We start from the raw sequence: 18,318 nt of genomic DNA, 5'->3' as shown, positions 1-18,318 counted from the left end.
GTTACGGCATCGCCTTCGCCCAAGCGATATGCCCGTCGAAGCCGGCCGACGTCACCAGGTCGCGGTAGCGATCCCGCAGGCTTTCATACGTTGCCGTATCGCCACGAGCCCGCGCCAGCAGCGCTCGCGGCCGCAACAGCACGATCTCGCGCATGTTCAGGCCGTCGTCGGGCGGTGCCGTCGCCAACCGCTCGATTGTGGCCTGGGCTTCGGCCACATCACTTTCGGTCCCGCTCTCGAGCAATGTGTGCGCCAGCACCCCTGCCGCCGGTACCGCCCACGCCAGCGGTCGTCCGTCCCGGAACAGCTTGTCGACGGCGGTACGCATCAGCGGTATGGCGCTGTCACGATCTCCGCGCCGCGCCATCTCCCGGGCCAGGTAGACATTCACCAACGGTAGCTCACCGAGGTTATGCCCCCGAAGCTGGAAGACTTCGGCGACTTCGGTCAAAACCGCTTGTCCACGTTCACGTTCGGTGGCTGTTGGTCGCTCGACCAACGCGACACCCAACGTCATCTGCGCGAAGGCCAACGCGAGGTCGTCGCTGGATCGTTCGGCGATTCGGAGGGCATCCTCGATTTCGCGCACCGCCGCATCGTCGGCCGTCAGGGCGCCAATCGGTATCCCCATGAAGTAGACGTAGCTGACGACCGTGGCATAGGACATGTGGTCGGCGCCGCGGGCCAGGGTCAGGCCCTGCTCCAGGTCATCGGACCAGTCCGGCAGACCCAGCCAGTACCGGGCGATTCCGCGCGTCGTGAAGGCAAGCGCTACCGGCGAACCGAAAATCACTTTGCCTTTGGACGGGTTGCCGTCGGCCAGCTCGACCACCCGCTGCGACCATCGCAGCGTGTCACTCCACTCGTTGTTCATGGCCTTGGCGTAGATGCCCGCAAAGGACAGTCCCACAGTCAAATTCGGATCGTCGATCGACTCGATGAGGGCCATCGCTTCGGACGCCAGCCGCGACGCCTCGGGTGTCCGCGCCTGATACGCGTGATGCATCACCAACCCCGCCATCCCTATGGCCAGCGACGCCTTGTCCCCGGCAGCGCCACACAGCTCGCGCAATTCGTCCAGCCGGGCGCCCGCGACGTCGGCGCGGGCCACAAACGCGAGCCCGCACTGCATGGTGCGGGGAGCGATCCGCATGACCGCCAGGTTCGGGTCGTCGACGGGTAGGGAATCGGCAATCCGGATGGCGCGCTCCCAGCTCAGCCGCGCGGCGTTGATGTCGCGCTTGTGGGCCCACGATCCGGCGCGCATGTGCCAGCCGTAGGCGGCGTGCAGATCGCCGGCGACCTCTAGATGTTCGGCGATCAGCGCGGCGTTTTGGTCGGCCAATTGTGGCTCGCGGGCTTCGATCGCCCCGGCCAGCCGTCGATGCATCTGGACGCGATCGGATTTCAGTTGCGATTCGTAGGCCACAGCGTGAATCAGGTTGTGCCGGAACGCATATTCGGCTCGGGGCGTGAACCGTACTTGGTCGACAAGCTCGGCGGAGATCAATTCGTCGACCGATGCATCGATGCCCAGGCCGGCCAGCAGATCAAGGCTGAAGCGGGGCCCGACGACCGCCGCCGCGCTGAGCGTGTGCTTGGCCGCCGGGCCCAGCCGATCGATGCGGGCGGCGATGGTCGCCTGCACCGTGGCCGGCACCCGGACATCTCCGACGTCGGTGTTGCAGGCGTAGCTACCGCGCCGGCCCACCAGCACGCCCCGTTCGGCGAGCTCACGGATCATCTCCTCGGCGAAGAACGGGTTGCCGGCGGCACGCCCGGCGACGATGTCGCCGATCTGGTCCACTGACGGGTCGGCGCCCAGCAATTCGGCTACCAGGGTCGAGGTCTCCGAATCAGTAAGTGCCCCAAGGGCGATCGTCTGCGCGTCCGCGACGCGCCCCAGCGCTCCCCGATATTCGGGACGGAAGGTCACCATTACCATCGAACGGGTGTGCGCGATCACCGCAAGCAAGTCCATCAGCATGGATTCGCTTACCTCGTCGATCCAGTGCGCATCCTCGACGACGAAGACCGCGGGTTCGCTGCGGGCCAGCTGGGCCGCGTTGATCAGCGCGGTCAGCCGCCGCCGCCGTGCGGCCGGATCGATCTTGGGCAGCGCAACCGCGGCATCAGCTATGCCAAGTAGCTCATCGAGCAGCAGCAGGTCCTGCGGATCGGCGTCGGGAACTTGCTCGCGTATCCGCGCCCGCGCCTCCTGATCGTCGAGGCCGCGCAAATGGCCGAAGGCGCGCAACAGGCGCGCCACTACGCGGAACGAGACATTGGTGGCGTGCGATTCACAAAAGGTGGTAAACACCTCAACGCCACGGCTTTTCGCCAGTTGCATGACCTCCCGGACGAGTCGGGTCTTCCCGACGCCGGCCGGACCCACCACCGAAACCACAGACCCACGTCCGCCGATCGAGCGATCGAGCATCGCAGCCAACGCCGACACTTCCCATTCGCGGCCCACCAACGGCGCATAGGCGGCACCGGTCCGTTCGAGTTGTCCGGGCACACTCAGCAGCTGGCGGGCCGGCACCGGATCTTCGTTGCCCTTGATCCGCACCAGCTGCGGCTCTCCGAGCACCGCCGCGCCCTCAACCAGCCGCGAGGTGGACTCACTCAGCATGACCGTGCCGGGCGATGCGACCGATTCCATTCGCTGGGCCATCCCGACCTGTACGCCGATCGCGGTGTAACGCAAACCGGCAGAACCGATCTTGCCGGCGACCACCTGGCCGGAGTTGAGGCCCAGCCGCAGCCGCAAATCGACACCGTCGCGGCCAAGGATTTCGACGGCCAGACGCTTGGCTTCCTCTAGAACACCAAGCGCGGTCAGACACGCCCGTAAGGCGTGATCCTCCAAAGCGGTCGGCGCGCCGAATACGGCCATGATGCCGTCACCGGTGAACTGGTCGAGTGTCCCGCCGTAACGCTGCACCACGGCCGCCGAGCGGGTGACGAGTTCGGCCATGATCTCGCGCCACCGTTCCGGACCCACGGCCGTCGCCATGTCCATGGAACGCACCACGTCGGCGAACAGCACCGTCACCTGCTTGTACTCCGCGGGGGTATCGGCCTGGGCAACCGGTGAGCCACATCCGTGACAAAACCGGGCGCTCTCCAGCGGTTCGATCCCACAGGTGTGGCAGACAATTGCGGCCGTCATGCACGCCTCCGACAATCCGGGTCCCACAGCTTCGGGCCTTCCCAGAATAAGGTCCGGCGCCGAAGTCGGGGCAGCACACTCAGCGCAGGGTCATGCCGTAGCGCAGGGCGTCCCGCGGCTCGGGTCCGATCGTGGGGTAGACGGCGTGGCGTGCCAGCCGGGCCTCCAGCACGAACCCGGCCCGCTCCAGCAGGCGCGCCGATCGCACGTTGTCGACGCTGCAGGTCGCCCAGACGCGCGATAACTCCGGGTCGGCGCGCAGGGCGGTCAGCAGCATGTCCAGCACCTCGGACATCAGACCCTTGCCCCACCACTTCCGGCCCAGGCAGTAACCGATCTCGACCGAGTCGGGCGCCGAGCGCCGGCAGCTGGTCAGCCCGATGACGTCGCCGCTATGCCGCAGTTCGACGGCCCAGGTTCGCTCGTCGTCGCTGGCGTTGAGCTTCTCGGCGATCACCCGCCGCGTCGTCGCCACATCGGGATGCGGCGACCAGAGCAGATATTTCGTCACCGCGCGATCGCGGGCGACCCGTTGGTACAGCGCGCCGGCGTCGGAGAGCGTGGGCAGCCGCAGCACCAGCCGCGGGCCGACGATGCGATCGGGTGGGTGGGCGACCACGGCACTAGAGATCGAGCGCTTGATATGTGCGGCGGACGAACTTCGGTTGCGCGGTGCGCAGTTTCGCCAACGACGTGTTGCCCGCGACGGCGGTGGCCGCGTCCACGGTCAGGTCGGGCATGTTCTGAATCAGATACAGCAGGATCAGATCCGCCGACGGATCCGCCTGCCACCACGTCCCGTAGGCGCCCGGCCAGCTGAACGTTCCCATGCCGCCCGGCCCGAACAGCGGTGCTGACTTCGCCGGGTCGGTCACCACCGACAGGTTCAACCCGAACCCGCGTCCCATCCAGTACGGCGCCCCCAGGAAGTCGTGCCGCTTCTGGTCGTCGGTGAGCCGGTCGGTCCGCATCAGGCGCACCGATTCGGGCGACAACACCCGCACGCCGTCGACGGTCCCGTCGCCGAGCAGCACCCGGACGAACCGCAGGTAGTCGTCCGCGGTCGACCACAATCCGCCGCCGGCATTGCAGAACGACGGTGGCCTGATGTGCGGCGGCCCCATCACGTCGTGGCGCAGTTGGTGATCGTCGTCGAGCGAATACATCGTCGCGGCACGTCGCCGGGCTTCGGGTGTGACGAAGAATCCGGTGTCGGGCATGCCCGCCGGGCCCAGGATCCGCTCGTCGAGCACCTCGTGGAACGGCTTGCCGTCGACACGAGAAGCGATGACGCCCAACAGATCTATGGAGTGGCTATAGGTGACCCGTTCGCCCGGCTGATGCACCAACGGAAGCTTGGCCAGCTCCTCGAGCCAGATATCCGGGCCCTGATTGAACGGCAGCCGCAGGTAGGCCCGGGAGATCGGCCCGGATACCGAAAATCCGTAGGCCAGACCGCTGGTATGGGTCAGCAGATCCTCGATCAGGATCGCCCGGTTGACCGGGTGCGTGCGGTCCAGCGGACCACGCGGGTCGTCGAGCACCCGCGGGCCGGCCAGTTCCGGCGCCCAGCGCGCGATCGGGTCTTTGAGCGTCAGTTTGCCCTCGTCGACCATGCTCATGATCGCGGCCACGGTGACCGGTTTGGTCATCGACGCGATGCGAAACAGCGTGTCTCGCTGCATCGGCAGGCCCGCGCCGACGTCCCGGTGGCCGATCTCGTTGACCTGCAGGGTTTCTCCGTGCTGCCATACCACCGTTACCGCACCGGCGAGCAGGCCGGCATCGCAGACCTCGCGGATGGAGGTCTGATTGCCGTCGAGCTTCACGCGAATCAGGGTAGCGGCGCGTTGTCAGGTCCTCGGCAGCACACCGGCCGAATGACGGGAGTATCTGAGATCACATGCAATCTGATTGCATATGCCATCAGATAAAGATAACTTGGGGTCATGAGGTCGAGGCCAGGAAAATGCACCAAGAACGTGCGGTGATCGTCGGCGCGGGCCCGGCCGGCGTTTCCACGGCGGTCAGCCTTTGGGATCGGAGAGTGGCACCGATTCTGCTGGAGCGCGCGGACCGGGTGGCGAATTGGTGGCGAAGCCGCGGCGAGATGGACAGACTCAATACCCCTAACCGACTCTCGCATATGCCGGGTCGCCCGTATCCCAAGCGCACGCCCACATTTCCAACCTGCGGTCAGGTCGCCGACTACTTCGATCGCTACGCACACCAAGACGGCATCAGGCTAATGCTGGGAACCACGGTTGAGCGCATCGATTCGCAACCGGGTGGCTGGACCGTGGTGACGTCCGACGGCGACATCGCCACCGACAACGTCGTCATCGCGACCGGCCATGCGAACACCCCGTACATTCCGGCGTGGGCGCGGCTGAACACTTTCACCGGTGAACTGCTGCACTCGTCGGAATTCCGCGATGCTGCCGACCACGCCGCCAAGCGGGTACTGGTGGTCGGCTCGGGCCCGGGCGGCCTGGAGGCCGCTCACGCGGTGGCGCCGGTGGCGGCAAAGGTATGGCTCGCGATTCGAAATCCACCGAATATCTTGATACGCAATGGGTTCCAGGGGATCTCGCCGGAGCTCATCGCAGCTCCGCTTTATCACGCCCCGCTTGCCGTGGCCGACGCGGTCGCCCGTTTCGTCCGACTGCGCACCGTCGGCGATCTCGCCCCGTATGGCTTGCCCATCCCGGACGACGGTCCGTTCGCGGCCTGCGCGGCGCGCAACGATCCGCCGACCGTTGTCGATACCGGCGTGATCGAGTCGATCAGGAATAGATCCATCGAGGTGGTCAAGACGATCGACAGCTTCGACGGGAGCACCGTGTCCCTGGTCGACGGCTCTCGGTTAGAGCCCGATGTTGTGATCTGCGCGACGGGCTTCCGCTCCGGGCTCCAAGCCGTCGTCGGTCATCTCGGCCTCCTCGACCACAGGGGCTATCCGATGCGACTGGCGCCCGAACCGGCCGCGCCCGGGCTGTGGTTCATCGGTTACCAGTTGCGTCCGTCGCTGATCAGGCATGTGGGCAAGCAGTCACGGCAGCTCGCCAAGCAGATCGCCGCGCAGTCGACTTCGTACGCCCGGTATCCGCGAGAGGTGTTGAAGCACAGGTGAATCAACCGAGCTGTCTTGCTAGCCCTGTTGCGCGCCCAAGTCCCAGGACGCCTCGTGGCGCTGCGCATGATGTTGCTCAGCAAAGGAACGAAGGTGACGGCGAGTCTGGTGATCCGGTGCCCCCGCCTCGCCGTCGGTATGTTTGCCCCGCGTGTAGTCGCCCTGCCATTCCACTTGTTCTCCGGCATCGATCCGGGCCAGTTGCTCGATTTGCTTTGCCCTGCTGCGGGAGCGAAGAAAGAACTCGTACTTGCGGTGTAGCTCTTCATCGGACTCGATGCTCTTGAGTTCCGGGGCGAACTCTTCGAGCTCGCCGCGGCGCTGCGGGACGATCATGCAGATCGGCTCGTCGACGTCGAATCGCACCGGCATCAGTTTGCGGGTGAGCTTCCAGTTCATGCTGAAACTCGCACTTGTCCAGTCGGTTTCGACGATGCCCTCCAACGGGCAGATGGCGTCCTTGGGATAGTTCGCCGGTCCGCGGACCAACAGGTTGTAGCCCGGCGGGGTTCGAAACAATATCGGCAGATGCCAGGTCAGGATGCCGTTTCCGAAATGGCTGGCCGGCAGCAGGTGACCGGTGTTGCGCTGATGGGGTGTGATCATCACATCCACGCCATTCGGCTGACCCATCCAGGTGGCGGTGAACGCGCACGGATTGCGCAACTCCCAGCCGCTTTGATTGGCGATCAGCATCGGTAAACACCGATTCGGCCAACCCGTACGCGTCTTGGACATCTCGGGCATCCAGGCGCGGCCAATGGGTGCCGGGGCAATGGGTGGCGCGTTGTCGCGGGTAGTGAAGCCGATCAACGGACGGGGCGTCTCGTCGGACCTGTCACTCACTTGAGTGAGACTAAAAGGGAAACCTGGGAGTTCGCTTGGGGTTTGGGTCAGACCTGGTCGATGCGAGAAAACAGCCGGTGTCAGCCTATTCCGGCGCGTCGAAGGGACGCAGCTGACGGCGAGTCTGGTGATCCGGTGCGCCCGCCTCACCATCTCGGTGCTTGCCTCGCGTGTAGTCACCCTGCCAGTCCACTCGCTCTCCCGCGGCGACTCGCGCGAGTTGTTCGGCGTGCTTGGTGGCGTCGCGTTCGCGAAGGAACAACTGATGTTTGCGCTGTAGCTCCTCATCGGCCGCGATGGGCCTGATTTCGGGCGCGAACTCTTCGAGCTCGCCGCGCCGCTGCGGCACGATCATGCAGATCGGCTCGTCGATGTCGAATCGCACCGGCATCGATTTGCGGGTGATTTTCCAGTTGATGCTGAAACTGGCACTTGCCCAGTCGGTTTCGACGATGCCCTCCAGCGCGCACACGCCGTCCTTCGGATAGTTCGCCGGCCCGCGGACCAACAGGTTGTAGCCCGGGGGAGTGCGAAACAGCATCGGCAGACGCCAGGTGAAGATGCCGTTGCCGAAATGGCCGGCCGGCAGGAACTGATCGGGTACGTACCGATCGGGCTCGATCATGACGTCCATGCCGTCTTGAGCTATCCAGGTGGCGGTGAAGGCACACGGATTGCGCAACTCCCAGCCGCTTTGGTTGGCGATCAGCATCGGCAAACACCGACTGGGCCAACCCTTGTCCGCCTCCGCCTGCGCTGTCATCCAGGCCCGGCCGGCCGGTGCCGGGGTGATCTGCGGCGCGTTGTCGCCGGTGATGAACCCGATCAGCGGGCGGGCCGGCCCGTCGGCGTTGTCGCTCACGCGAGTCAGATTAGCGGCGAACGCGCCGCGATGACCACGGCGTCGGATCGGGGCTGAAAATTTCATAACGGTTTCGGTTGGGCAAAGTTGCTGCAGCTACCCCGCGATGCGAGGGCCGATATCGCCTGTCTGGCTCTAGTGTTGGCTGCTATGGCCAGACTTATCAGCTATGTGAAGCGCTGTCGCGCAGCGCTTCACATAGCCCTGTCGGCAGCGATAGTTGCCACCCTCGGACTCGCCAGCGCACCCGCGGCTGACGCGGCCGCGGCCATGGCGACGTTGCAGGTGGAACATACCTGGCAGACCGGTTTCATCGCCCACTTCACCGTCACCAACCCGAACATGTCGCCGCTGGCCGACTGGAGGATCGACTTCGACATGCCGGCGGGACAATCGGTCCTGCACGCGTGGAATAGCACCGTTACCCAATCCGGCACGCACTATGTGGTCACCCCCGCGAATTGGGATCGCGAGATCGGTCCCGGTGGTACAGCCACGGGTGGTTTCCGGGGCGTGCTGAGTGGTACCTACACGCCGCCGTCGAATTGTGTGGTCAACGGGCAATACTCTTGCACCGTGGGGTAGTCAGCGGCGCCGCGCGCGGACGTACCAGAACGCCATTTCGATTTCGCTGCCGTCGACCTCGCGTCGCACCGTGGCGGGTTCCAGGGCTTCGATATCCCACCCGGCGCCGCCGAGGACGTCGTGCAGCGTCTGCTCGGATACCGCGGGCCGTGGCCGGTCCGGATCGGGCGGGTTGGCGTCGGAGAAGCAACTGATCAGCAGCGTGGCGCCCGGCTTGGTCGCCCGGTGTGCGGCGGCCGCATAGCTGCGCTTGCCCTCGTCGTCGAGGCAGTGGAACATGCCGCTGTCGACGATGGTGTCGAACGCGCCGGTGTAGCCCTCGAGCTTGGTGGAGTCGGTCACCGCGAACCTGATGTCGACTCCGGCGTCCTTGGCCCGCCGCTCGGCGGTGATCAGCGCGGTCGGGGAGATGTCCAAGCCGGTCACCGAGTAGCCGTTTTTGGCCAGATACACGGCGTTGTCGCCGAGCCCGCAGCCGATGTCCAGAACATCGCCGTGCACCCAGCCGCCGGTGTGCCAGCCGATGACGTTCTCCTTGGGCGCCTTGGTATCCCACGGCGGGGTGGTCATCGGCGGGATACCCTCGCCCGGGCTCTCGCCGCGGTACAGGGCGTCGAAATCCATGCGTTGCAATCCGGACGGAAAGCCGGAGGGGTTGCTGGCTGTCATTTCCGCCAGCGTAGCCGCCGAACCTCATTCGGTGGTGGGTGCGGACCTGGCGGGGCCACCAGAACCAGCGTTTGTTTCGGCGCAGCAGCACGGTCATCACGGCCCGGCGTTCGGGGCCGGGCGCGTCCGCCATCGTCGCGCGAGCCGCGAAATGCTACGCTGCCCGACAGTCGACATCCTTTAACGATCCGTCCGGAGAGGCGGAGAAGGAGGTCAAGGTTTCGCATGAGTGCCGCGGGTGATTCCGCAACGGGCCGCGAATTGATGTCGGCGGCCGACGTCGGCCGAACCATTTCCCGTATCGCGCATCAGATCATCGAAAAGACCGCGCTGGACGGTCCCGACGCGCCCCGCGTGGTGCTGTTGGGAATCCCAACCCGCGGGGTGACGCTGGCCGCGCGGCTGGCTGCCAATATCGGCGAATTCTGTGGCGTCGAAGTCGGCCATGGTGGGCTCGACATCACTTTGTACCGTGACGATTTGATGACCAAGCCGCCCCGGCCGCTGGAGGTCACCTCGATCCCGGCCGGCGGCATCGACGACGCGCTGGTGATCCTCGTCGACGACGTGCTGTATTCCGGTCGCTCGGTGCGCTCCGCGCTGGACGCGCTGCGAGACGTGGGCCGGCCGCGGGCCGTGCAACTCGCGGTGCTGGTCGACCGCGGCCATCGCGAGCTGCCGGTGCGTGCCGACTACGTCGGCAAGAACGTGCCGACCTCGCGCACCGAGAGTGTGCACGTCCAGCTGCGCGAGCACGACGGCCACGACGGGGTGGTGATCTCCCGATGAGCACGCGACACCTCCTGGCGGCGGGCGATCTGAGTCGCGATCAGGCCACCGCCATCCTCGACGACGCCGACCGGTTCGCGCAGGCACTGGTCGGGCGCGAGGTCAAGAAACTCCCCACCCTGCGCGGGCGCACCGTGGTCACGATGTTCTACGAGAACTCCACCCGCACCCGGGTGTCGTTCGAGGTGGCCGGCAAGTGGATGAGCGCCGACGTGATCAACGTCAGCTCGTCCGGATCGTCGGTGAGCAAAGGGGAGTCGCTGCGCGACACCGCATTGACGCTGCACGCGGCCGGCGCCGACGCGCTGATCATCCGGCACCCGGCCTCCGGTGCCGCGCACCTGCTGGCCGACTGGACCGCTCACTCCAACAGCGAATACGGTGGCCCGTCGGTGATCAACGCCGGGGACGGCACGCACGAACACCCGACGCAGGCGCTGCTGGACGCGCTGACCATCCGCCAGCGGCTGGGCGAGATCGAGGGCCGGCGTGTGGTGATCGTCGGTGACATCCTGCACAGCCGGGTCGCCCGCTCCAACGTGATGCTGCTGGCCACGCTGGGCGCCGAGGTGGTGCTGGTGGCGCCGCCGACACTGCTGCCGGTCGGCGTCGACGGCTGGCCGGCCACCGTCTCCTACGATTTCGACGCAGAACTGCCCGCCGCCGACGCGGTGCTGATGCTGCGGGTGCAGGCCGAGCGGATGAACGGCGGGTTCTTCCCGTCGGTGCGCGAATACTCGGTGCGCTACGGCCTTTCCGACCGGCGCCAGGCCATGCTGCCGGACCACGCCGTGGTGCTGCACCCCGGCCCGATGGTGCGCGGCATGGAGATCGCGTCCTCGGTGGCGGATTCGTCGCAATCCGCGGTGCTGCAACAGGTTTCCAACGGCGTGCACGTGCGGATGGCCGTGCTGTTCCACGTGCTGGTGGGTACCGAATCTGCTGGAAGTGAGGGTGCCGCGTGACCGTGCTGCTTCGCGGGGTCCGGTTGTACGGCGAAGGCGACCGGGTCGACGTCCTGATCGACAGTCCCGGTTTTGCAGGCCAGATCGCCGAAATCGGGGTCAAGCTGGCTATCCCGGATACGGCCGACGTCATCGATGCCACGGATCAGGTGCTGCTGCCCGGGTTCGTCGACCTGCACACCCACCTGCGCGAGCCCGGCCGCGAATACGCCGAGGACATCGAAACCGGTTCGGCGGCAGCCGCTTTGGGTGGATACACGGCGGTGTTCGCGATGGCGAACACCAAGCCGGTGGCCGACAGCCCGGTGGTCACCGATCACGTCTGGCATCGCGGCCAGCAGGTCGGCCTGGTGGACGTGCACCCCGTCGGCGCGGTCACGGTCGGGCTGGCCGGAACCGAGCTCACCGAGATGGGCATGATGGCGGCCGGCGTCGCACAGGTGCGGATGTTCTCCGACGACGGCAGCTGCGTGCACGACCCGCTGATCATGCGCCGCGCCCTGGAATACGCCACCGGGCTGGGCGTGCTGATCGCCCAGCACGCCGAGGAGCCGAGGCTGACCGTCGGCGCGGTGGCGCACGAGGGGCCGACGGCCGCCCGGCTCGGGCTGGCGGGCTGGCCGCGGGCGGCCGAGGAATCGATCGTCGCCCGCGACGCGCTGCTGGCCCGCGACGCCGGCGCCCGGGTGCACATCTGCCACGCCTCGACTGCGGGAACCGTGGAGCTGCTGAAATGGGCCAAGGGGCAAGGCATTTCCATCACCGCCGAGGTGACGCCGCATCATCTGCTGCTCGACGACAGCCGACTGGTCAGCTACGACGGGGTGAACCGGGTCAATCCGCCGCTGCGCGAGGCCGCCGACACGATCGCGTTGCGTGACGCGCTGGCCGAGGGGGTAATCGACTGTGTGGCCACCGACCATGCCCCGCACGCCGAGCACGAGAAATGTTGCGAGTTCTCCGCCGCCCGCCCCGGCATGCTGGGGCTGCAGACCGCGCTGTCGGTGGTGGTGCAGACGATGGTGGCACCCGGACTGCTCAGCTGGCGCGACGTCGCGCGGGTGATGAGTGAAAACCCGGCGCGCATAGTCGGATTGCCCGATCACGGCCGGCCGCTGGAGGTGGGGGAGCCGGCCAACCTCACCGTGGTGAACCCGGATGCGACGTGGACCGTGACTGGAGGAGACCTCGCCAGCCGCTCGGCCAACACTCCTTTCGAGTCGATGAGCTTGCCCGCCACCGTGACGGCCACGCTGCTGCGCGGAAAGATCACCGCTCGGGATGGGAAGAGCCCCGCATGAATTCTCCGACTCTGGTGGGATCGCTGATCTTCGCGGCTGTGCTGGTGGTGGTCATCGCGGTGGTGATCCAGCTGATGATGCTGGGCTGGCGCCGGCGGTCGCTGCGCCAGCAGGAGCTGATCGGCAACCTGCCCGCCATACCCGACGAGGTGGGCACGGCGACCACCACGCTGCGCGGCGTCTACGTCGGGTCGACGCTGGCCCCGGAATCCAATGAACGGGTCACGGCCGGCGATCTCGGGTTCCGCAGCAAGGCGGTGCTGAGCCGCTATCCCGAGGGAATCCTGCTGGAACGCATCGGCGCCAATCCGATTTGGATTCCGCAGAGCGCGATTTCCGAGGTGCGCACCGAACGCGTGATGGCCGGCAAGCTCGCCGCCCGCAGTGGGGTATTGGCCATCCGCTGGCGGCTACCGTCCGGTGTCGAAATCGACACCGGGTTCCGGGCCGGCAATCGCGAGGGATACGACGGCTGGCTGGAGGAGGCCGCGTGAGCCGCGCCCACGACGATGCGGCACGCAGTAACGAGGTGGGGGTACCTCCCCGCCGTGAAACGGCCAGGGGGAGGGCGGCGCCCGTGACCGAAGTAGCTCAACTGGTGCTGGAAGACGGCCGCGTCTTCACCGGGAGGCCGTTCGGCAAGATCGGCCAGACTCTCGGGGAGGCCGTGTTCTCCACGGGCATGTCGGGTTATCAGGAGACGCTGACCGATCCCAGCTATCACCGCCAGATCGTGGTGGCCACCGCGCCGCAGATCGGCAACACCGGGTGGAACGGCGAGGACGCCGAAAGCCGGGGCGACAAGATCTGGGTCGCCGGCTACGCGGTCCGCGACCCGTCGCCGCGCGCCTCCAACTGGCGTGCCACCGGAACCCTGGAGGACGAGCTGATCCGCCAGGACATCGTCGGGATCGCGGGCATCGACACCCGCGCCGTGGTGCGCCACCTGCGCAGCCGCGGCTCGATGAAGGCCGGGGTGTTCTCCGGCGGTGCGCTGGCCGAGCCCGGCGAGTTGCTGGACCGGGTGCGCGACCAGCAGTCGATGCTGGGCGCCGATCTCGCCGGCGAGGTCAGCACCCCGGGCAGCTATGTCGTGGAACCCGAAGGGTCGCAGCGCTTTACGGTCGCCGTCCTCGACCTCGGCATCAAGACCAACACGCCACGCAACTTCGCCCGGCGCGGAATCCGCAGCCACGTGCTGCCGGCGTCGGCCACCTTCGACCAGATCGCCGATCTCAAGCCGGACGGGGTGTTCTTGTCCAACGGGCCCGGCGACCCGGCCACCGCCGACCACGTCGTCGCGCTCACCCGCGCCGTGCTGGGCGCCGGAATCCCGTTGTTCGGCATCTGTTTCGGCAATCAGATCCTGGGCCGGGCGCTCGGGCTGTCCACCTACAAGATGGTCTTCGGTCACCGCGGCATCAACATCCCGGTCATCGACCACGCCACCCGGCGGGTCGCGGTGACCGCGCAGAACCACGGCTTCGCGCTGGAAGGTGAGGCCGGCCAGCGGTTCGACACGCCGTTCGGCCAAGCGATCGTCAGCCACACCTGCGCCAACGACGGAGTGGTGGAAGGCGTCAAACTGCTTGACGGAAAGGCGTTTTCGGTGCAGTACCATCCGGAGGCTGCCGCCGGCCCCCACGATGCCGAATACCTGTTCGATCAATTCGCCGAACTGATGGCTTCCCGAGAAAGCGGAAGGGGCCGCTAGTGCCACGTCGCACCGACCTCAACCACGTGCTGGTGATCGGTTCCGGGCCGATCGTCATCGGTCAAGCCTGCGAATTCGACTACTCCGGCACCCAGGCGTGCCGGGTGCTGCGCGCCGAGGGTCTGCAGGTCAGCCTGGTCAACTCTAACCCGGCCACCATCATGACCGACCCGGAGTACGCCGACCACACCTACGTCGAGCCGATCACCGCCGCCTTCGTGGAGAAGGTGATCGTGCAACAGGCCGAGCGCGGCAACAAGATCGACGCGGTGCTGGCGACCCTGGGCGGGCAGACCGCGCTCAACACCGCGGTCGCGCTGTACGAGAACGGGGCGCTGGAACGACACGGCGTCGAGCTGATCGGCGCCGATTTCGACGCCATCCAGCGCGGCGAGGACCGGCAGATGTTCAAGGACATCGTCGCCAAGGTCGGCGGTGAATCCGCCCGCAGCCGAGTCTGTTTCACGATGGAAGAGGTCGGGGAGACGGTCGACGAGCTCGGCCTGCCGGTCGTGGTGCGGCCCAGCTTCACGATGGGCGGCCTGGGTTCGGGCATGGCACGCTCCGTCGAGGAGGTCGACCGGATGGCCGGCGCCGGGCTGGCCGCCAGCCCCAGCGCCAACGTGCTGATCGAGGAATCGATCTACGGCTGGAAGGAATTCGAGCTCGAGCTGATGCGCGACGGCAACGACAACGTCGTGGTGGTGTGCTCGATCGAGAACGTCGACCCGATGGGCGTGCACACCGGTGACTCCGTCACCGTCGCGCCGGCCATGACGCTGACCGACCGGGAATACCAGCGGATGCGCGACCTGGGCATCGCGATCCTGCGTGAGGTCGGCGTCGACACCGGCGGCTGCAACATCCAGTTCGCGATCAACCCGACCGACGGCCGGCTGATCGTCATCGAGATGAACCCGCGGGTATCCCGTTCCAGCGCACTGGCTTCCAAGGCCACCGGCTTCCCGATCGCCAAGATCGCCGCCAAGCTGGCCATCGGCTACACGCTCGACGAGATCGTCAACGACATCACCAAGGAAACGCCGGCCTGTTTCGAGCCCACCCTGGACTACGTCGTGGTCAAGGCACCGCGGTTCGCGTTCGAGAAGTTCCCCGGCGCCGACCCTACCCTGACCACCACGATGAAATCCGTCGGCGAGGCAATGTCGCTGGGCCGCAACTTCATCGAGGCGCTCGGCAAGGTGATGCGGTCGCTGGAGACCACCCGCGCCGGCTTCTGGACCAAGCCCGACGAGCACGGCGACGTCCAAGAGGTGCTGACGCGGCTGCGGACCCCGACCGAAGGCCGGCTCTACGACATCGAGTTGGCGTTGCGGCTGGGCGCGTCGGTCGAGCGAGTCGCCGAGGCCAGCGGGGTGGACCCGTGGTTCATCGCGCAAATCGGGGAGCTGGAGAACCTGCGCGCCGAGCTGGTGTCGGCGCCGGTGCTCGACGCCGATCTGCTGCGCCAGGCCAAGCACAGTGGGCTGTCCGATCGTCAGATCGCCGCGCTGCGGCCCGAATTGGCGGGCGAAAACGGGGTGCGGTCGCTGCGCGAGCGGCTCGACATCCACCCGGTGTACAAAACGGTCGACACCTGCGCGGCGGAGTTCGAAGCCAAGACGCCTTATCACTACAGCAGCTACGAGCTCGACCCGGCCGCCGAGAGCGAGGTCGCACCCCAGACCGAACGGCCCAAGGTGCTGATCCTGGGGTCGGGGCCGAACCGGATCGGGCAGGGCATCGAATTCGACTACAGCTGTGTGCACGCGGCAACCACGTTGAGCCAGGCCGGCTTTGAGACCGTGATGGTCAACTGCAACCCGGAGACCGTCTCCACCGACTACGACACCGCCGACCGGCTGTATTTCGAGCCGCTGACGTTCGAGGACGTCCTGGAGGTGTACCGCGCCGAGGCGCAGTCGGCGCTCGGAGGCCCCGGAGTGGTCGGCGTCATCGTGCAACTCGGCGGGCAGACCCCGCTGGGGCTGGCCCAGCGGCTCGCCGACGCCGGCGTGCCGATCGTGGGCACCCCGCCGGAGGCCATCGACCTGGCCGAGGACCGCGGCGCCTTCGGTGACGTGCTGACCACCGCGGGTCTGCCGGCGCCGAAATACGGCACCGCAACGACTTTCGCGCAGGCCCGCCGGATCGCCGACGAGATCGGCTACCCGGTGCTGGTGCGGCCGTCCTACGTGCTGGGCGGGCGCGGCATGGAGATCGTCTACGACGAAGAGACGCTGAAGAGCTACATCACCCGCGCCACCGAGCTCTCCCCGGAGCATCCGGTGCTCGTCGACCGTTTCCTCGAGGACGCGGTCGAAATCGACGTCGACGCGCTCTGCGACGGCCCCGAGGTGTACATCGGCGGCATCATGGAGCACATCGAGGAAGCGGGCATCCACTCCGGCGACTCGGCGTGCGCGCTGCCGCCGGTGACGTTGGGGCGCAGCGACATCGAGAAGGTGCGCCGGGCCACCGAGGCCATCGCGCACGGCATCGGTGTGATCGGCCTGCTCAACGTGCAGTACGCCCTCAAAGACGATGTGCTCTACGTCTTGGAGGCCAATCCGCGGGCCAGCCGCACCGTGCCGTTCGTGTCCAAGGCCACCGCGATCCCGCTGGCCAAGGCGTGCGCCCGAATCATGTTGGGCGCCACCATCTCCCAGCTTCGCGACGAGGGCATGCTGGTGCCGACCGGGGACGGGGCCAACGCCGCCCTGGACGCCCCGATCGCGGTCAAGGAGGCGGTGTTGCCGTTCCACCGGTTCCGCCGCGCCGACGGATCGGCCATCGATTCCCTGCTGGGCCCGGAGATGAAGTCGACCGGTGAGGTGATGGGCATCGACCGCGACTTCGGCAGCGCCTTCGCCAAGAGCCAGACCGCCGCGTACGGCTCGCTGCCGGCCCAGGGCACCATTTTCGTGTCGGTCGCCAACCGCGACAAACGATCGCTGGTATTTCCGGTCAAGCGCCTCGCCGACCTGGGCTTTCGGGTGCTGGCCACCGAAGGCACCGCGGAGATGTTGCGCCGCAACGGAATTCCCTGCGACGAGGTGCGCAAGCATTTCGAGCCACCGCAGCCCGGGCGTCCCGAGATGTCGGCGGTCGAGGCGATCAAGGCAGGCCAGGTCGACATGGTGATCAACACGCCGTACGGCAACTCCGGTCCGCGTATCGACGGCTACGAAATCCGTTCCGTCGCGGTCTCGGCCAACATCCCCTGCGTGACGACCGTGCAGGGCGCATCGGCGGCCGTACAGGGCATCGAGGCCGGCATCCGCGGAGATATCGGGGTGCGGTCGCTGCAGGAGCTGCACAGCATGATCGGGCCCAACGGGACAGCCGAAAAGGACGCTCGATGACCGGGTTCGGCGCCCGGCTGGCCGGGGCAAAGGCGAGTCGCGGGCCGTTGTGCCTGGGCATCGACCCGCACCCCGAGCTGCTGCGGGCCTGGGACCTGCCCACCACCGCCGACGGCGTGGCCAAGTTCTGCGACATCTGCGTGGAGGCCTTTTCCGGTTTCGCCGTCGTCAAGCCCCAGGTGGCGTTCTTCGAGTCCTACGGCTCCGTCGGCTACGCGGTGCTGGAACGCACGATCGCCGCGCTGCGCTCGGCCGGGGTGCTGGTGCTGGCCGACGCCAAGCGCGGCGATATCGGGACGACGATGGCGGCCTACGCCACGGCCTGGGCCGGCGATTCGCCGCTGGCCGCCGACGCGGTGACCGCGTCGCCCTATCTGGGGTTCGGCTCGCTGCGCCCGCTGCTGGAGGCCGCCGCCGCGCACGGCCGGGGGGTGTTCGTGGTGGCGGCCAGCTCCAACCCGGAGGGCGCCACCGTGCAGCGGGCCACCTTCGACGGCCGCACGGTGTCCCAGCTGGTCATCGACCAGGCGGCGGTGGTCAACCGGTCGTCGACGCCGAATGAACCGGGATACGTCGGCGTGGTCGTCGGTGCGACGGTTTTCGAGGCGCCCGACGTCAGCGCGCTGGGCGGACCGGTGCTGGTGCCGGGCGTCGGCGTCCAGGGCGGCCGTCCTGAGGCCCTGGCGGGCCTGGGTGGGGCCGCTCCGGGCCAATTGCTGCCCGCGGTGGCCCGCGAGGTGTTGCGGGCCGGACCGAGCGTCTCGGACCTGCGGGCGGCCGGCGAACGAATGCTGGACTCCGTCGCCTATCTCGGCGTCGAATAACGGGCACCTTCGGGGCCCCGGTTAACAGCATCGGAATCTTTCCCCACCAACTTCCACCCGGCGACCTGGTGTTTGTCCGCGCCGCGACAC

15 protein-coding genes are annotated in these 18,318 nt (G+C 67.2%); 9 read left to right on the top strand and 6 right to left on the bottom strand.

Annotated elements, in window-relative coordinates; genetic code table 11:
• Window position 1: 1 nt before the first annotated feature.
• The 3 genes from G6N55_RS05910 to G6N55_RS05900 form a co-directional block, all read right to left on the bottom strand.
• Complete coding sequence (locus tag G6N55_RS05910; RefSeq protein WP_085221981.1) at window positions 2-3,175, bottom strand: ATP-binding protein; 3,174 nt, start codon at window positions 3,173-3,175, stop codon at window positions 2-4.
• Window positions 3,176-3,254: 79 nt separating this feature from the next.
• Window positions 3,255-3,794, bottom strand: a complete 540-nt coding sequence (locus G6N55_RS05905) for a GNAT family N-acetyltransferase (protein ID WP_085221982.1) — start codon at window positions 3,792-3,794, stop codon at window positions 3,255-3,257.
• 4 nt (window positions 3,795-3,798) lie between these two features.
• Complete coding sequence (locus G6N55_RS05900; protein WP_169718488.1) at window positions 3,799-5,004, bottom strand: serine hydrolase domain-containing protein; 1,206 nt, start codon at window positions 5,002-5,004, stop codon at window positions 3,799-3,801.
• Between the two features lie 140 nt (window positions 5,005-5,144).
• Here G6N55_RS05900 and G6N55_RS05895 point away from each other — a divergent pair, with 140 nt between their 5' ends.
• On the top strand, window positions 5,145-6,308 hold the full coding sequence (locus tag G6N55_RS05895) for a flavin-containing monooxygenase (RefSeq protein WP_163667181.1): 1,164 nt from the start codon (window positions 5,145-5,147) through the stop codon (window positions 6,306-6,308).
• A gap of 18 nt (window positions 6,309-6,326) precedes the next feature.
• Here the strand turns inward: G6N55_RS05895 and G6N55_RS05890 are convergent, their stop codons facing one another.
• Both G6N55_RS05890 and G6N55_RS05885 read right to left on the bottom strand, forming a co-directional pair.
• Entirely contained in the window at window positions 6,327-7,154 is an 828-nt protein-coding gene (locus G6N55_RS05890) for a DUF6065 family protein (RefSeq protein ID WP_085221985.1), read from the bottom strand.
• A gap of 85 nt (window positions 7,155-7,239) precedes the next feature.
• On the bottom strand, window positions 7,240-8,016 hold the full coding sequence (locus G6N55_RS05885) for a DUF6065 family protein (protein WP_085221986.1): 777 nt from the start codon (window positions 8,014-8,016) through the stop codon (window positions 7,240-7,242).
• A gap of 150 nt (window positions 8,017-8,166) precedes the next feature.
• Between G6N55_RS05885 and G6N55_RS05880 the strand changes: the two genes are divergently transcribed.
• Window positions 8,167-8,601 carry a cellulose-binding domain-containing protein gene (locus G6N55_RS05880; RefSeq protein WP_085221987.1) on the top strand — a complete coding sequence of 145 codons (435 nt, stop codon included), beginning with the start codon at window positions 8,167-8,169 and terminating at the stop codon, window positions 8,599-8,601.
• Here G6N55_RS05880 and G6N55_RS05875 read toward each other — a convergent pair whose 3' ends face one another.
• A complete protein-coding gene (locus G6N55_RS05875) occupies window positions 8,602-9,234 on the bottom strand; it encodes an SAM-dependent methyltransferase (protein WP_139826823.1) in 633 nt (210 codons plus the stop codon).
• 261 nt (window positions 9,235-9,495) lie between these two features.
• Here G6N55_RS05875 and pyrR point away from each other — a divergent pair, with 261 nt between their 5' ends.
• The 7 genes from pyrR (at window position 9,496) to pyrF (ending at window position 18,228) form a co-directional block, all read left to right on the top strand.
• The gene (gene pyrR, locus G6N55_RS05870; protein WP_085221989.1) at window positions 9,496-10,059 is read left to right on the top strand and encodes a bifunctional pyr operon transcriptional regulator/uracil phosphoribosyltransferase PyrR; all 564 of its coding nucleotides are present in this window, start codon (window positions 9,496-9,498) and stop codon (window positions 10,057-10,059) included.
• Window positions 10,056-11,024 (top strand): aspartate carbamoyltransferase catalytic subunit, encoded by a 969-nt coding sequence (locus G6N55_RS05865; protein ID WP_085221990.1) that lies wholly within the window; start codon window positions 10,056-10,058, stop codon window positions 11,022-11,024. Before pyrR ends, G6N55_RS05865 begins: the two co-directional genes overlap by 4 nt.
• A complete protein-coding gene (locus G6N55_RS05860; protein ID WP_085221991.1) occupies window positions 11,021-12,325 on the top strand; it encodes a dihydroorotase in 1,305 nt (434 codons plus the stop codon). Before G6N55_RS05865 ends, G6N55_RS05860 begins: the two co-directional genes overlap by 4 nt.
• Window positions 12,322-12,819, top strand: a complete 498-nt coding sequence (locus G6N55_RS05855) for a PH-like domain-containing protein (RefSeq protein WP_085221992.1) — start codon at window positions 12,322-12,324, stop codon at window positions 12,817-12,819. The genes G6N55_RS05860 and G6N55_RS05855 overlap by 4 nt, the downstream gene beginning before the upstream one ends.
• Before the next feature lie 83 nt (window positions 12,820-12,902).
• A complete protein-coding gene (gene carA, locus G6N55_RS05850; RefSeq protein ID WP_085221993.1) occupies window positions 12,903-14,039 on the top strand; it encodes a glutamine-hydrolyzing carbamoyl-phosphate synthase small subunit in 1,137 nt (378 codons plus the stop codon).
• Entirely contained in the window at window positions 14,039-17,404 is a 3,366-nt protein-coding gene (gene carB / locus G6N55_RS05845; RefSeq protein WP_085221994.1) for a carbamoyl-phosphate synthase large subunit, read from the top strand. The genes carA and carB overlap by 1 nt, the downstream gene beginning before the upstream one ends.
• Window positions 17,401-18,228, top strand: coding sequence for an orotidine-5'-phosphate decarboxylase (pyrF, locus tag G6N55_RS05840; RefSeq protein WP_085221995.1), 828 nt, complete (start codon window positions 17,401-17,403; stop codon window positions 18,226-18,228). Before carB ends, pyrF begins: the two co-directional genes overlap by 4 nt.
• Window positions 18,229-18,318: the final 90 nt, after the last annotated feature.

This window comes from Mycobacterium florentinum (genome assembly GCF_010730355.1).
GTDB lineage: Bacteria > Actinomycetota > Actinomycetes > Mycobacteriales > Mycobacteriaceae > Mycobacterium > Mycobacterium florentinum.
Note: the sequence above shows the minus strand (reverse complement) of the source record. Positions and strands in the feature narration are given on the sequence as shown.